Annotated in this window: 8 protein-coding genes; 5 read left to right on the forward strand and 3 right to left on the reverse strand. The window is 67.4% G+C overall.

All coding sequences use genetic code 11. The features are described from left to right. Position 1: 1 nt before the first annotated feature. Entirely contained in the window at positions 2-820 is an 819-nt protein-coding gene (gene ppk2 / locus LDJ84_RS06335; RefSeq protein WP_024764120.1) for a polyphosphate kinase 2, read from the reverse strand. A 266-nt stretch (positions 821-1,086) separates the two neighbouring features. Here ppk2 and recC point away from each other — a divergent pair, with 266 nt between their 5' ends. The 3 genes from recC to recD are packed head-to-tail and all read left to right on the forward strand — an operon-like array spanning position 1,087 to position 10,264. Further along, the gene (recC, locus tag LDJ84_RS06340; protein ID WP_226046078.1) at positions 1,087-4,554 is read left to right on the forward strand and encodes an exodeoxyribonuclease V subunit gamma; all 3,468 of its coding nucleotides are present in this window, start codon (positions 1,087-1,089) and stop codon (positions 4,552-4,554) included. Next, positions 4,551-8,225, forward strand: coding sequence for an exodeoxyribonuclease V subunit beta (recB, locus tag LDJ84_RS06345; protein WP_226046079.1), 3,675 nt, complete (start codon positions 4,551-4,553; stop codon positions 8,223-8,225). Before recC ends, recB begins: the two co-directional genes overlap by 4 nt. Further along, positions 8,222-10,264, forward strand: a complete 2,043-nt coding sequence (gene recD / locus LDJ84_RS06350) for an exodeoxyribonuclease V subunit alpha (RefSeq protein WP_065086149.1) — start codon at positions 8,222-8,224, stop codon at positions 10,262-10,264. The genes recB and recD overlap by 4 nt, the downstream gene beginning before the upstream one ends. Positions 10,265-10,301: 37 nt before the next feature. Here the strand turns inward: recD and LDJ84_RS06355 are convergent, their stop codons facing one another. Both LDJ84_RS06355 and vapB read right to left on the reverse strand, forming a co-directional pair. Next, positions 10,302-10,736, reverse strand: a complete 435-nt coding sequence (locus LDJ84_RS06355; RefSeq protein WP_226046080.1) for a type II toxin-antitoxin system VapC family toxin — start codon at positions 10,734-10,736, stop codon at positions 10,302-10,304. A 4-nt stretch (positions 10,737-10,740) separates the two neighbouring features. Further along, positions 10,741-11,013, reverse strand: a complete 273-nt coding sequence (gene vapB / locus LDJ84_RS06360) for a type II toxin-antitoxin system VapB family antitoxin (protein ID WP_226046081.1) — start codon at positions 11,011-11,013, stop codon at positions 10,741-10,743. 133 nt (positions 11,014-11,146) lie between these two features. Here vapB and LDJ84_RS06365 point away from each other — a divergent pair, with 133 nt between their 5' ends. Next, the gene (locus LDJ84_RS06365; RefSeq protein ID WP_065086150.1) at positions 11,147-13,993 is read left to right on the forward strand and encodes an ATP-binding protein; all 2,847 of its coding nucleotides are present in this window, start codon (positions 11,147-11,149) and stop codon (positions 13,991-13,993) included. Beyond that, the gene (locus tag LDJ84_RS06370; RefSeq protein ID WP_037008824.1) at positions 13,972-15,168 is read left to right on the forward strand and encodes an EAL domain-containing protein; all 1,197 of its coding nucleotides are present in this window, start codon (positions 13,972-13,974) and stop codon (positions 15,166-15,168) included. The genes LDJ84_RS06365 and LDJ84_RS06370 overlap by 22 nt, the downstream gene beginning before the upstream one ends. The last annotated feature ends 94 nt before the right edge of the window (positions 15,169-15,262 follow it).

Here is a 15,262-nt window from a genome sequence, read left to right on the forward strand (position 1 = left end):
CTCAGAATTTCTCTTCGATGTAGTGGATCGGATAGTCGGGGCTCTTGTACTTGCCGATCTTGCCGCGCTTGGGCAGCTTCACTTCCTCACGCGGGATTTCCTTGTACGGCACGTGCTTGAGGACGTGGCTGATGACGTTCAGGCGCACGCGCTTCTTGTCCTCTGAAGGGGCCACGATCCAGGGCGCCCAGGGCGAGTCGGTGGCGGCGAACATCAGGTCGCGGGCGCGGGTGTATTCGTCCCAGCGGGTGAAGGACTTCACGTCCATGGGCGAGAGCTTCCAGATCTTGCGACCGTCGGTGATGCGGTCCTTGAGGCGGCGCTCCTGCTCCTCGGGGCTGACCTCCAGCCAGAACTTCAGCAGGATGATCCCCGACTCGGTGAGCATGCGCTCGAACAGCGGGGTCACGGCCAGGAACTTGTCCGCCTGTTCTTCAGTGCAGAAGCCCATCACCCGCTCGACGCCGGCGCGGTTGTACCAGCTGCGGTCGAAGATCACCACTTCACCGGCCGACGGCAGGTGGCGGATGTAGCGCTGGGCGTAGAGCTGGGATTTCTCCCTTTCGGTGGGCGTGGGCAGCGCCACCACGCGGAACACCCGCGGGCTGACGCGCTCGGTGAGCGCCTTGATGGTGCCGCCTTTGCCGGCGCCATCGCGGCCCTCGAAGATGATGCAGACCTTCAGGCCCTTCTGCACCACCCATTGCTGCAGCTTGACCAGCTCCACCGACAGCTTGCGCAGGTGCTCTTCGTAATCCTTGTTCTTCATCTTCCCGGCCTGTTCGGGAGCCGGGTTCTTCGCTTTGCTCTTCTTGCCCATTTTTTCCTCCATGGCGGGCCTGGAACGGCCGTGGGATGAGCATAGCCGCTGGCCGCACGGACGGGCTGCCATGCAGTCAGTTTCGTAAATGTGGGAGGTTGCCGAGAGCCTGCATGCCTTTGTCAGGTTCCGCGTCGGCTCTTTCCATGCGGCGGAGATTCCGCCGGCAGGAATGGGAAAAAGGCTGCTCGCAGCCGGACTTTTTGGTCAAATGCCGCTCATCCCATGCGGCGTATGCGAAGTGCCCGCCCGACCCAGGAGATCCGATGAGCGAGCAGCGACTGACCCCCGGCCTGATGGTGATCCACGGCAACCATCCGGAAGCGCTGCGCGACCTGCTGGTGCAGTGGATGAGCCTGCATCCGCTGGCGCCGCTGGAGAACGAAGTCATCCTGGTGCAGAGCAACGGCATCGCCCAGTGGCTGAAGCTGGCGCTGGGGCGTGACGTGGAGGAGGGCGGTTGTGGCGTCACCGCCGCGCTCGACGTGCAACTGCCGGCGCAGTTCCTCTGGCGCGCCTATCGCGGTGCGCTGGGCCGCGACGAAATCCCCGAAGTCTCGGTACTCGACAAGGGCCCGCTGACCTGGCGCCTGATGCGCCTGCTGCCGACCCTGCTGGAGCAGGGCGAGTTCGCCACTCTGCAGCGCTTTCTCGCCGACGATGCCGACCTGCGCAAGCGCCACCAGTTGGCCGAGCGCCTGGCCGACCTGTTCGACCAGTACCAGGTGTACCGCGCCGACTGGCTGGAGGACTGGAGCCGCGGCATCGACCAGTTGCGCCTGGCCAACGGCACCGTGAAGGAACTGGACGCTGACAACCGCTGGCAGGCCGCCCTGTGGCGCGCGCTGCTCGACGACGTCGGCGCCGAGGGCCTGGCCACCAGCCGTGCCGGCGTGCATGGCCGCTTCATCCAGAAGCTCAAGTCCGCCGAGAACCCGCTGCCGGGATTGCCGCGCCGCGTGGTGGTGTTCGGTATCTCCGCGATGCCCGCGCAGACCGTCGAGGCGCTTGCCGTGCTGGCGCGCCACGCCCAGGTATTGCTCTGCGTGCACAACCCCTGCCGCCACCACTGGGCCGATATCGTCGCCGACAAGGACCTGCTGCGCCACGAATACCGCCGCCAGCGCCGCCGCGCCGGCACCCCGGAACTGCTCTCCGACGACCAGCAGCACCAGTACGCCCAGCCGTTGCTGGCCGCCTGGGGCAAGCAGGGGCGCGACTACATCAACCTGCTCGACCAGTACGACGACCCGGAAACCTACCGCGCGCGCCTGGGCGCGGTGAGCAATGGGCGTATCGACCTGTTCAGCGAGGTCGAGCCGACGAACCTGCTCGGCCAGCTGCAGGACGACATCCTCGAACTGCGGCCGATCAACGAGACCCGCGAACACTGGCCGGCGGTCGATCCGCAGGCCGACGACTCGGTGCGCTTCCACGTCGCCCACAGCGCCCAGCGCGAAGTGGAAATCCTCCACGACCAGTTGCTCGCCCGCTTCGACGCCGACCCCACGTTGCGCCCGCGCGACGTGATCGTCATGGTCCCGGACATCAACCCCTACGCGCCGCACATCGAAGCGGTGTTCGGCCAGTTGCCGCGCGACGACAGGCGCTTCATCCCCTACACCCTGGCAGACCAGGGCCAGCGTGGCCGCGAGCCGCTGCTGGTGGCGCTGGAACATCTGCTGCGGCTGCCCGACAGCCGCTTTGCCGTGAGTGAAATCCTCGACCTGCTGGACGTCGCCGCCGTGCGCGCGCGCTTCGGCCTGGCCGACGCCGACCTGCCGCTGCTGCGCCGCTGGATCGACGGCGCCGGGGTGCGCTGGGGCCTCGACGGCCAGCAGCGCGAGCGCCTCGGCCTGCCCTCCGCCGCCGAGGCCAACAGCTGGCGCTTCGGCCTGCGGCGCATGCTGCTGGGCTTTGCGGTGGGCGAGGGCGAGGCCTTCCAGGGCATCCAGCCCTACGCGGAAATCGGCGGGCTCGACGCCGCCGCGCTCGGTCCCTTGGCCGGGTTGCTCGGCGCGCTGGAAAAGGCCTGCGAGCTGCTCGCCGAGGAAGCGGCCCCCACTATCTGGGTACAGCGCCTGCGCACCCTGCTGGAAGACTTCTTCCAGGTCACCGATGACCACGATGAACTGCTGCGCCAGCAACTCCTGCAACTGCTGGAGGGCTGGCTGGAAACCTGCGGCCACGCCGGCTTCAACGATCCGCTGCCGCTTTCGGTGGTGCGCGAGGCCTGGCTCGGTGGCCTGGACGCAGGCGGCCTGAACCAGCGCTTCCTCGCCGGCGCGGTGAGCTTCTGCACCCTGATGCCGATGCGCGCGATTCCCTTCCAACTGGTCTGCCTGCTCGGCATGAACGACGGCGACTACCCGCGCCCGCAGTCGCCGCTGGATTTCGACCTGATGCGCAACGACTACCGCCCCGGCGACCGCTCGCGCCGCGAGGACGACCGTTACCTGCTGCTCGAAGCGCTGCTCTCGGCACGCCGCCAGCTCTACGTCAGCTGGGTCGGCCGAAGCATCCGTGACAACAGCGAACGGCCGCCGTCGGTGCTGGTCGGCCAGTTGCGCGACCACCTCGCCGCGGGCTGGCACAACGCCGACGGCGGCGACCTGCTGCACGGCCTGACCCTGGAGCATCCACTGCAGCCTTTCAGCCGCGCCTATTTCGATGCGCCATCCGCGCACGGTGTCGATGGCCTCTACACCTACGCCCGCGAGTGGCGTGACGTGCACCGCGAACACCACGGCGAAACCGATGCAGCGCCGCTGCCGCCGCTCGCGCTGGATGCGCCCATCGGCCTGCGTGTGCTTGCCGATTTCCTCGCCAACCCGGTCGGCGCCTTCTTCCTGCAGCGCCTCAAGGTGCGCTTTGCCGAGGAGCAACTGACCGGCCAGGACGAAGAGCCCTTCGAGCTGAACGGGCTGGACGTCTGGCAGCTGCAATTCGAACTCTGCGAGCGCCTGCGCCCGTGGGTCGAGCAGCACTGGCAGGCCGATCAATTGGCCGTGCAACTCACCGGCCAGGTCGAACGCCTGCGCCGCGAGGGACGGCTGCCGCTGGCGGCCTTCGGCGACTTCTCCGCCCAGGCGCTGGTGGCGCCGCTGCATGACCTGCTGGCCCGCTACCGCGAACAGCTGGAGCACTGGTCGCAGGTGGAAGAGGAGCAGCGCGAACTCAACCACGAGCATGCCGGCATCGAACTGGCCGACTGGCTCGGTGGCCTGCGCCGCAACGCCGATGGCCAGCTCGCCAGCCTGCAACTGGTCAGCGGCAAGCTTCACGAGGGCAAAGGTTACAAATGGCACGGGCTGGTGCGTCCCTGGGTGCGCCATCTCGCGCTGCAGCTGTGCGGCGAGCCGGTGACCAGCGTGCTGGTCGGCCTGACCGGCACCCTGGAGTTCCCGCCGCTGCCGGCGCAGGAAGCGCGCGCCGAGCTGGACGCACTGCTGGACGCGTGGTTCCAGGGCATGAGTCGCCCGCTGCCGGTGGCGTGCAAGGCCGCCTTCGCCTGGCTGGCCGCCGGAGAAGATGAGGAACGTGCCGCCCGCGAAGCCGCCAAACGCTATGACGGCGGCTTCAACCTGAGTGGCGAGGCTGCTTCGTCGGCAGCGCTGGCGCGGGTCTACCCGGATTTCGCCACGCTCAATGCGAGCGAGGAATTCGCCGCCTGGGCCGAAGCCTTGTACGGGCCGCTGTTCGCGATTCTGCAGCGCAAGGAGGCGCAAGCATGAGCGCAGTCGAGCTCAACCCTCTCGAATTCCCGCTGCATGGCAGCCGGCTGATCGAGGCCAGCGCCGGCACCGGCAAGACCTTCACCATTGCGCTGCTCTACGTGCGCCTGGTCCTCGACCATGGCGGCGAACAGGCTGCCTTTGGCCGACCATTGAGCCCACCGGAAATCCTTGTGGTGACCTTCACCGAAGCCGCGACCCAGGAATTGCGTGAACGCATCCGCGCGCGCCTGGGCGAGGCCGCGCGCTGCTTCGCCGAGCCCGAGCAGAAGCACGACGGCCTGCTGGTGAAGCTGCGCGACAGCTATGCGCCCGAGCGCTGGCCCGGCTGCGCACGCCTGCTGCGCCTGGCTGCCGAATGGATGGATGAGGCTGCTGTCTCGACCATCCACAGCTGGTGCTACCGCATGCTGCGCGAGCACGCCTTCGACAGCGGCAGCCTGTTCACCCAGGACCTCGCTGCCGACCAGAGCGAACTGCTCGCCGAAGCGGTGCGTGACTACTGGCGGCGCAACTTCTACCCGCTGGATGTGGCGGCGGCCAACGCCGTACGCCATTGCTACGCCGGCCCCGAAGCGCTGGCCCGCGCCCTGCAACCGCTGCTGGCGGCGCAGGAAGCCGGGTTCCGCTATGCCGATCAACCGCTGACCGCCCCGGCCTCCCTCAGCGAGCTGCTGGAGACCACCGGTCAGTTCTACGACGAACTCGATGCCGCCGAGACACGCGCCCGCGAAGCCTGGGCGGCGGACCGCGCCGGCGTCGCCGAGCTGCTGCGCAACCTGCGTGGCGACCTCAACGGCAACAGTTATCGCGGCAAGGATGACGACAGCGTCTTTGCCGGCTGGATCGAAGCGCTCGATGCCTGGAGCGAGGGCGCCGATGCGCCGGACAATCTGGCCAAGTTCGGCCAGACGCGGATCAAGGTGAAGGCCAAGGCCTTGGTGCCGGAACACCCTGCGTTGCTGGCCATCGACGCCTGGGTCGAGCGCGCCGAGCAACGCCCGGAGATCGCCCCGCAACTGCTGCTGCATGCGCTGAATGAAGTACGGCAGAACCTCGAAGCGGAAAAGCAGAAACGCGCCGAGCTGGGCTTCGACGACCTGCTGGTTCGCCTCGACCGTGCCCTCGCCGGCAGTGGCGGCGAGCGCCTGGCCGAGCGTATCCGCGAGCAGTTCCCGGTGGCGCTGATCGACGAATTCCAGGACACCGACCCGCTGCAGTACCGCATCTTCGAGCGCGTCTACCGCATCGCCGAGAACCCTCGGAGCCTCGGTCTGTTCATGATCGGCGACCCCAAACAGGCGATCTATGCCTTCCGTGGCGCCGACATCCACACCTATCTGCGCGCCCGCGCCGCCACCGCCGGGCGCCACTACACGCTGGGCACCAACTATCGCTCCACGTTGGCGATGGTCAATGCAGCCAACAGCTGTTTCCTCTTCGCCGAAAGTCATCCGCGCGCGGCGTTCCGCTTCGCGGTGGAAGGGCAGGAGAACCCCGTGCCCTTCCTCGAAGTCGGCGCGCGCGGGCGTGACGAGACGCTGTTGCTCGAAGGCGCCGAAGCATCGGCCATGACCTTCTGGCAGTTGGACAACGACGGCCAGGTCTGTGGCTCCACGCTGTATCGCCAGGAGATGGCCGCGCGCAGCGCCAGCGCCATCCAGCGCTGGCTGAGCTCCGCACAGAGCGGCTTCCGCGATGCCGAGGGGCAATGGCGCGCGTTGCGCCCGGCGGACATCGCCATCCTCGTGCGCGGCCGCAGCGAGGCCGAGGCCATCCGCGGCGAACTGGCCAGGCGCCGGCTCGCCAGCGTCTACCTGTCCGACCGCGACTCGGTGTTCGACAGCCCCGAGGCCGTCGACCTGCTGCACTGGCTGCGCGCCTGCGCCGACCCCGGCGACGATGGCGCCCTGCGCATCGCCCTGGCCACCCGCAGCCTGGCGCTGGACTGGGCGACCCTGGAGCGGCTGAACCAGGACGAGCGCTTCTGGGAAGCCATGGTGCTGCGCTTCCGTGACTATCGCCTGCTCTGGCAACAGCAGGGCGTGCTGCCGATGCTGCGCCGCCTGCTCGCCGACTTCGCCCTGCCGGCGCGACTGCTGCGCGAGACCGATGGCGAGCGCAGCCTGACCAATCTGCTGCACCTGGCCGAATGGCTGCAGCGCGAGGCCGTGGAAGTGGACGGCGAACATGCGCTGCTGCGGGTGCTCGCCGAACAGCTGGAGAGCCCGACGAGCGAAGAAATCCTGCGCCTGGAAAGCGACGCCGACCTGATCAAGGTGGTGACCATCCACAAGTCCAAGGGCCTGGAATACCCGCTGGTGCTGCTGCCCTTCATCTGCACCTGGCGCGAGCTGGACGGCAAGAGCGGCACGCCGCCGAGCTTCCAGTCCGGCGAATCGCGGGTCGTCGAGTTGTCCCGCGACAAGGAGCAGGCCAAGGCGGCCTTCCAGCAGGCCAACGACGAGCGCCTGAGCGAGGACATGCGCCTGCTCTACGTGGCACTGACCCGCGCACGTCACGCCGTGTGGCTGGGCATGGCGCCGCTGGTGATGAGCAACAGCAAGAGCCCGGAGCTGCACAAGGGCGCCATGGGTTACCTGCTCGGTGGCGGCAACGCGCTGAGCGTCGAGGAGGTGACCACGCGCCTGGGCGATTTGCAGGCAGGAGCGCTGGAGATCGCCCTGGAGCCGGCGCCCGAGATCGGCACCGAGCTCTTCGTCGGCGCACAGGCCGGTGAGCTGGGCGCTGCCCGTGAGCCGCGCCGCCGGGTGGCGGAGAAATGGTGGATCGCCAGCTACTCCGCCCTGGCGACGCTGGCCACCGAGGACGACAGCGACATCGCTCCCGCGCCGGCTGCCGATGAGCCGATCAGCGCCAGTGAAGACCTGTTGCGCGAAAGCAGCCTGGAAGACCTGCGCGAGGTGGAAGTCGTCCCGGCACCTTTCAGCCTGCACGCCTTCCCCCGCGGCGCGAACCCCGGCAGCTTCCTCCATGGCCTGCTGGAATGGGCCGCCGACGAAAACTTCGACGTCGATGAAGAACAGCTGCGTGACCAGATCGCCCGGCGCTGCGCCCTGCGCGGCTGGGAGGAGTGGATCGGACCGCTCACCGGCTGGCTCGGGCAATACCTGCGCACGGCTTTCCGCGTGCCCGATGCGACGCCGGTCAGCCTCGCCGGCCTGGTGACGTTCCAGAAGGAAATGGAGTTCTGGTTCGCCACCCGCAACGTCGACAGCCAGCGCCTGGATGCCGCCGTGATCCGCCATACCCTGGGCGGCGTGGCGCGGCCGACGCTGCAGGCGAACCTGCTCAACGGCATGCTCAAGGGCTTCATCGACCTGGTGTTCGAACACGAAGGCCGCTACTACGTGGCCGACTACAAATCCAACTGGCTGGGCGCCGACGATGAGGCCTACACGCAGGAGGCGTTGCGCGAAGCCTTGCTGGAGCACCGTTACGACCTGCAGTACGCGCTCTACCTGTTCGCCCTGCACCGGCTGCTGCAGGCGCGCCTGCCCGACTACGACTACGACCGCCACATCGGAGGCGCGATGTACCTGTTCCTGCGCGGCAGTTCCTCGGCGACCCAGGGCATGTACCTGGAACGCCCGCCGAAGGCGTTGATGGATGAGCTGGACCGCCTGTTCCGCGCGGAGGTGCCGGCATGAAGAGCACCACTGAAATGCTCGAACTGATCGGCCGCTGGGCTGAGCGCGGCTGGCTGCGCGAGCTGGACCGTGCCTTCGCGACCTTCCTCGTCGAGCGCGCGCCGGATGCCCACCCGCTGCTGATTCTCGCCGCCGCCCTGGCCAGCCACCAGCTCGGCCGTGGGCACGTCTGCCTCGACCTGGATGCGACCCTGGCCGACAGCCGCTTCGCCCTGTCACTACCGCCGGAGGGCGACTCCGCCAAGGACGCGCCGGAGCTGCCCGGTGTGCTGCTCGATGGTTTCGATCTCGACGCCTGGCGTGCCGTGCTGAACGATCCGCGCCTGGTCGGTGACGGACCGGGCGAGACGCCGCTGGTGTTGTCCGGGCGCCGCTTGTATCTGCGCCGCTACTGGCAGTACGAACGGGAAGTGCGCGCCGGCATCGACCAGCGCCTGAAGCAGGGTGAGGCGCTGCGGGCCGCCTTGCCCGCCGCCCAGCTGCGCCGGGCGCTCGATGCATTGTTCCCGAAGAAGCCCGGCAATGTTCAGACGAGCCAGGGGGCGGACTGGCAGAAGCTCGCCTGCGCACTGGTCGCCGGCAACGCCTTCGGTATCGTCACCGGCGGCCCCGGCACCGGCAAGACGACCACCGTGGTGAAGCTGCTCGCCCTGCTGCAAAGCCTGGCGCTGGGGGAGGGCGGAAGAGCGCTGCGCATTCGCCTCGCCGCGCCCACCGGCAAGGCCGCTGCGCGCCTGAACGAATCCATCGCTGGCGCCGTGCAGCGCCTCGACCTCTCCGGCCTGGCCAATGGTGAAGCGGCGCGTGAGGCGATCCCCACCGAAGTCACCACGCTGCATCGCCTGCTCGGCAGCCGCCCGGACAGCCGCCAGTTCCGCCACCACGCCGGCAACCCGCTGGCGCTGGAGCTGCTGGTGGTGGACGAAGCGTCGATGGTCGACCTGGAAATGATGGCCTCGCTGCTTGCCGCTCTGCCGCCGCGCGCACGATTGATCCTGCTGGGCGACAAGGACCAGTTGGCCTCGGTGGAAGCCGGTGCGGTGCTGGGCGAGTTGTGCAGCCGCGCCCGTGAGGGCCATTACCGCCCGGCCACCCGCGACTGGCTGCAAGCTGTGACCGGCGACGCCATCGACGACGTGTTGATCGACAGCGCCGGCAGCGACCTCGACCAGGCCGTGGCCATGCTCCGTCACAGTCATCGCTTCAGCGCCGACAGTGGCATCGGCCAGTTGGCCGAAGCGGTCAATGCCGGCGATATCCCGGCGTTGCGCCAGGTGTGGAAAGCGCAGCACGAAGACCTCGCCCGTATCGCCGTGGATGCCCAGGAAACCCGCAGCCTGCGCGATCTGGTGATCGACGGCGGGCGAGGCGGCGACCTTTTCGGCCCGGTCGGCTACGCCCACTACCTGCGCGTGGTCAGCGGCTCGCGCCCGGCGGACAACGCCACTCAGGACGCACTGGATGCCTGGGCAAGGCAGGTGCTCGGAGCCCACGGCCAGTTCCAGTTGCTCTGCGCCTTGCGTCGCGGGCCCTGGGGCGTGGAAGGATTGAACACGCTGATCGGCGAGCTGCTGCAACGCGAAGGGTTGATTCCTTCGGCGAACGGCTGGTTCGCCGGCCGCCCGGTGCTGGTCACCCGCAACGATTACGGCCTGGGCCTGATGAATGGCGATATCGGCATCACCCTGGCGTTGCCGCAGACGGCTGACGATGGTTCGGTGCGCTGGGTGGCACGCGTGGCTTTCCCGGCGGGCGATGGCACCGACGCCATCCGCTGGATCCTGCCGAGCCGCCTGCAGGCGGTGGAAACGGTGTTTGCCATGACGGTGCACAAGTCCCAGGGCTCGGAGTTCACCCACGCCGCGCTGCTGCTGCCCGACAGCCTCAACCCCATCCTCACCCGCGAGCTGGTCTACACCGGCATTACCCGCGCGCGTCAATGGTTCACCCTGGCCAGCGCCGGGCGCGGCTGGCAGGTGCTGGAGGCGGCCACGGAGCGGCGAGTACAGCGGGCGAGTGGGTTACTGAGTGGCATTTGACCGGATGAAGCGTGCCGGGGACTGGGCTGGTGTACCGTCAGGCCGGTTCGCTGTTGCACCAGTCTTCGACGACAAGCCCCGGTACTCGCCGAAATTCGCGGGTGTTGTTGGTCACGATGACGCAATCGGTTGCCAAGGCATGGCTGGCAATGCCCGTATCGTTCGGCCCAATGGGCGTTCCTGAGTCGAGCAGGAGACTCATGAGCTTCGCGGAGCTATCCACCGCGTCGATATCCCAGGGCAGCACATCGTCCAGGCGTTGCACCAATGCGTCGATCCATGCTGCCACCGCCTTCGGGGCTTTCGGTGACGCTGCGCCGTAACGAAGCTCCGCATGAGTGATAGCCGAAATCACCAGCCTGTTGCCGGACTCCGCGGCCTTTTGCAGACGCTGCAAAACCTGGGGTGGGTTCTGGCGCATGATGAAGGAGCAGATGTTGGTATCCAGCATATAGGTGACGGGCGTGGCCACCGGGTCAACCCTCGTCATCGCCGAAGCCCAACCGGCTGGGGGCAATCACGTCGGGCCGATCTCCCAGAAAATCGGCATCGACAGGTTCCAGCTCGGCGAGGCTGCTCCAGGTGGGCCGCGACGGGCGCAGGATGAGCGTATCGCCTTCGCGAGTCATCACCAGTTCCGTCACTCCCTTGAATTCCATATCCCGAGGGATTCGGACTGCCTGATTCTTGCCGTTGCGGAACAAGGAAACGGTCGTCGTGGGCGTGGGCGCCTCCAGATCAGAGAGCATTGAACGGTTGCTCATAGCTTGGCATATGTCAGGCATATGCCTGAATCCGCAAGGTTGGGTGCCAAGCCGCGTTTCCACACTTTTTAGATTTGTCTGATGTCCGTGTGGCCCGCTTTTCGCCAGGCTGGCGGCCATGAAACTCAAGCAGTTCCTTCGTCCTCAGGATTCGTCCTTTTCCACCCCGAAGGCGGCCCGAAAGCTCCTTCGTCTGCTGGCCTGGGTAGTGATCGCCTGCCTGTTCTTCACCCTCAGCCTGTTCCTCGCGGCGAGCTTCAATACCGAGGTCTCGCAGCTGCGCCGGCAGATGAATGCAGCCATGTACGAGGCCCAGGACTACCTCGGTCAGCGCGAGTCGCTGCTGGAGCACATCAGCCGGGGCGTGACCTGGAAGGCTCGCGAGCCCGTGGTCCAGTGGCGCCAGCTGAACGTGCCGGTGGCACCTCACGAGCAGGTGTTCGTTACGCTGGGCGAACCGCGCTCTGACTGGAGCCTGGCACTGTCCGGCCGCGATCTGTCGGAGATGGAAGCCAAGCGGCTGAACCTGATCTATGTCTCGCCAGGCCCGGAGCGGGCCGTCACGCGCCTGTACGGCGCGCCTGCGCTCAATGCCGTGGTGCCGCCTTCGGTGCTGGAAGCGCTGGGCCAGCCCGGTACTCCGAAGGAGGAGCAGCAGGTGCGTTGGCTCGCCGATCCGACCGACCCGCAGTCCCGGCAGTACCTGTTCACCCGCGTGACCAGCGAAAGCGACAACGGCTGGCTGGGGCTGGAACTGTTCGGTGCCGATCTCGCCGCCGCGCTCGGTGTTCCCGAGGCCGGACGCTTCCTGCTGCTGGACCGCGATCACCGGGCGATCCTCGGTAGCGCCGTGGCGCCGCAACTCGGCCTGCAGTTCAGCGACCTCTGGGTCGGAGACAACTTCGCCTTCAGCGGGCCCGGGCTGATTCCCAGCCATCTGGCGCTGCTCAAGCACCTGGGCAGTTCCGACTGGTCGCTGATCTACTACTTCAACCTGTCCGACCTGCTGGTGCCGCTCTGGCCGCGCCTGTTCGGCTCGCTGGCTTTCCTGCTGGGCTGCTCGGTGCTGATCTGGGCCATGTGCCGGCGCATCAACCGTCGCCTGATCGGCCCGGCGCAGCACCGTCTCAATGCCCTGGTGGAGAACGAAAGCTTCTCCCGCGCGATGATCCAGACCGCCCCTGTCGCGCTCTGCGTGCTGCGCCGCAACGATGCCGAGGTCGTGCTGGAGAATCGCCTCGCCCAGCAGTGGCTGGGCACTGGGGATGAGCGCCGTTACTGGAGTCACGGCTGGCTGGAACGGGGGTTCAACAGTGGCGAGGAAGGCGGTTCGGAGGAGGTGGAAACCCACACCGGACGGCATCTTTACCTGAGCTATACGCCGACTCGCTACAAAGGCGAGGAGGTGCTGTGCTGTGCCTTCAGCGACATCAGTGCGCGCAAGCAGACCGAAGCTGCTCTGGCCGAAGCCAAGCACCTGTCCGACACTGCCAACGAAGCCAAGACGCTGTTCCTGGCGACCATGAGCCACGAAATCCGCACACCGCTCTACGGCGTGCTCGGCACCCTGGAACTGCTCGGCCGTACGGCGCTGGACCACCAGCAGTCCGGCTACCTGCGTGCCATCCAGCGCTCGTCTTCGACCTTGCTGCAACTGATCAGCGATGTGCTCGATGTCTCGAAGATCGAAGTCGGCCAGCTGGGCCTGGAACCGGTGGAGTTCTCGCCGCTGGAACTGACCCTCGACAGCGTCCAGTCCTACGCCGCCGCCGCCCGCGCCAAGGGCCTGCAGATCTATGCCTGCTGCGACCCGCAGATGCCCGAAAGAATGCTGGGCGACGCGACGCGCATCCGCCAGATCCTCAACAACCTGCTGAGCAACGCGGTGAAGTTCACCGACAGCGGGCGCATCGTCCTGCGTGTGCGTTCGGAGCCGGGCGAGGGGTGGCATGACACGCTGCACTGGCAAGTGGCCGATACCGGCATCGGCATCCCGGAGGACCAGCAGACGCACCTCTTCGACGCCTTCTACCAGGTGTCCGGCAACGCCCGCGTGGCCGGTGGTACCGGCCTGGGCCTGTCGATCTGCAAGCGGCTTACCGAATTGATGGGTGGGCAATTGCGGGTCGTCAGCGACGTCGGGCTGGGCAGCAGCTTTTCCCTCAGCCTGCCCCTGCAATGCGTTGACCGGCAGCTTTTCAGCGAACCCCGGCTGCACAACTCGATGGTGTGGGTGCATGCGCCGACCCGCGAGCTGGCCGAAAGCCTCTGCGGCTGGATTGCCCGCTGGGGCGCGCGGGCCCAGGTGGTGGCCTGCGACCAGCCGGTCGAGGAAGAAGCCTCCAGCGTACTGGTGGACCTGCGCTTCAATCCCCATGACCGCAAGCCGCTGCCCACCTGGCGGGGCTGCCGGGTGCTGGTGACCGACCTGGGCGGCGAGCAGCCGCGCCAGGAAGGCTGCGACTGGCATGTCGGCCGCTACAACTTCGAAGGGCTGCGCCGGGCCCTGGCGGTGGCGCAGGGCTGCCTGGGCGGCGAGGCCGCGCGCCTGGCTGAAGCCCTGCCGGATATCGGCCTGGGCCTGCGCGTGCTGCTGGTGGAGGACAACCCGATCAACCAACTGATCCTGCGTGATCAGTTGGAAACCCTCGGCTGTACGGTGGAACTCGCCGTCGACGGCCGGCAGGCGCTCACGCGCTGGCAGCCGGATGCCTTCGATGTGGTGCTCACCGACGTCAACATGCCCCATCTCAATGGTTACGAGCTGGCCCGGGCGCTGCGTCAGCGCGGCTATCGCGGGCCGATCATCGGCGCCACTGCCAACGCCATGCACGAGGAGAACGAACGTTGCCTCGCCGCTGGCATGAACCTCTGCCTGCTCAAGCCGGTGGACCTGCGCACCTTGCGCCAATGCCTCACCAGCCTGCCCGCGGAGGTGCCGCCATGCGACATCAGCGAATCCTGATCGTCGAAGACCAACCCTTCCAGCGCGAGTACCTGCTCAACCTGTTCCGCGAGCAGGGCGTCGTGGAGCTGCGCGCTGCCGAGGATGGCGCCGAGGCGCTGCGCTGGCTGGAGCAGGAGGGCTTCGATCTGGTGGTCAGCGACCTGATGATGCCCGGTCTTGATGGCGTGCAACTGATCCAGCGGCTCGCTGCGCTGAGACATCCCCCGCTACTGGCGATCATGAGCTCGGCGTCGCGCTCGCTGATGGGCAGTGCCTGCATGGTCGCCCGCGCCCACGGCATCACCGTGCTCGAGCAGATCGCCAAGCCGGCCCGCGCGCCGGTGATTCGCCGGCTGCTGGAGAAGCTCGTCTCGCGGCAGGTGCGCGCGGAGCAGCACCGTGCGCCGGTGATCGCTGCGCCGACCCGCGGCGACCTGGAGCAGGCCCTGGCACAACGGCAGTTCTGCGCCTGGTTCCAGCCCAAGGCGTCGTTGATCGATGGCCGCATCGTCGCGGCGGAAGCGCTGGTGCGCTGGGAGCATCCGCTCCATGGCGTGTTGCAGCCGGGCAGCTTCATGGCTGCACTGACCGCAGCGGGGCTCGACGAGCCGTTACTCTGGACGGTGCTCGAACAGGCGTTGCAGGCGCAGGCCGACTGGGGCCGGCAGGGTTTTCACCTCTCGGTGGCGGTGAATCTGCCCACTCATCTGCTGGACGATCCCGAGCTGCCCGATCGCCTCGCCGCCTTCGTTGCCGCCCGTGGCGGGGTACCGGCACACATCGTCTTCGAGCTGCTCGAGTGCAGCAGCACGGCGACCCCGGCCAACTACTACGCCGGCACCTGCCGCTTGCGCATGAAGGGTTTCGGCCTGGCGCAGGATGATTTCGGCCAGGGCTACAGCTCGCTGTACAATCTGGTCTCGACGCCGTTCACGGAGCTGAAGATCGACCGCGCGCTGGTCCATGGTTGCCTGGATGACGACGGACTGGCAGCGGCGCTGGAAAGCATCGTCAAGCTCGGGCGGCAGTTGGGGCTGGAGGTGATCGCAGAGGGCGTCGAACACCCCGACGAGCTGGCGCTGCTGCGCCGGCTGCGCTGTGATTGCGCCCAGGGCTTCCTGTTCTCCGAAGCAGTGCCGCCGGCGGTATTCACCCGTCAGTTGCTCCAGGAGCGCTCCGCCATGGCTCATTGATCCACGGCAGATACATCGCAGATGCAAGAACGATCGTCGGCCTTCCGAGCGCTGTCGGGTCGCCTTATCCCGTACTCACATCTACAGTCTGCTG

The organism is Pseudomonas sp. HS-18, from assembly GCF_020401845.1.
GTDB classification, from domain to species: domain Bacteria; phylum Pseudomonadota; class Gammaproteobacteria; order Pseudomonadales; family Pseudomonadaceae; genus Pseudomonas; species Pseudomonas nitroreducens.

What these genes read in the sequence shown, in the direction of transcription:
- recB (WP_226046079.1), top strand. Translation starts at nt 4,551, where the DNA reads ATGAGCGCAGTCGAGCTCAACCCTCTCGAATTCCCGCTGCATGGCAGC.
- recD (WP_065086149.1), top strand. Translation starts at nt 8,222, where the DNA reads ATGAAGAGCACCACTGAAATGCTCGAACTGATCGGCCGCTGGGCTGAG.
- LDJ84_RS06370 (WP_037008824.1), top strand. Translation starts at nt 13,972, where the DNA reads ATGCGACATCAGCGAATCCTGATCGTCGAAGACCAACCCTTCCAGCGC.
- vapB (WP_226046081.1), bottom strand. Translation starts at nt 11,013, where the DNA reads ATGCTCTCTGATCTGGAGGCGCCCACGCCCACGACGACCGTTTCCTTG.
- recC (WP_226046078.1), top strand. Translation starts at nt 1,087, where the DNA reads ATGAGCGAGCAGCGACTGACCCCCGGCCTGATGGTGATCCACGGCAAC.
- LDJ84_RS06365 (WP_065086150.1), top strand. Translation starts at nt 11,147, where the DNA reads ATGAAACTCAAGCAGTTCCTTCGTCCTCAGGATTCGTCCTTTTCCACC.
- ppk2 (WP_024764120.1), bottom strand. Translation starts at nt 820, where the DNA reads ATGGGCAAGAAGAGCAAAGCGAAGAACCCGGCTCCCGAACAGGCCGGG.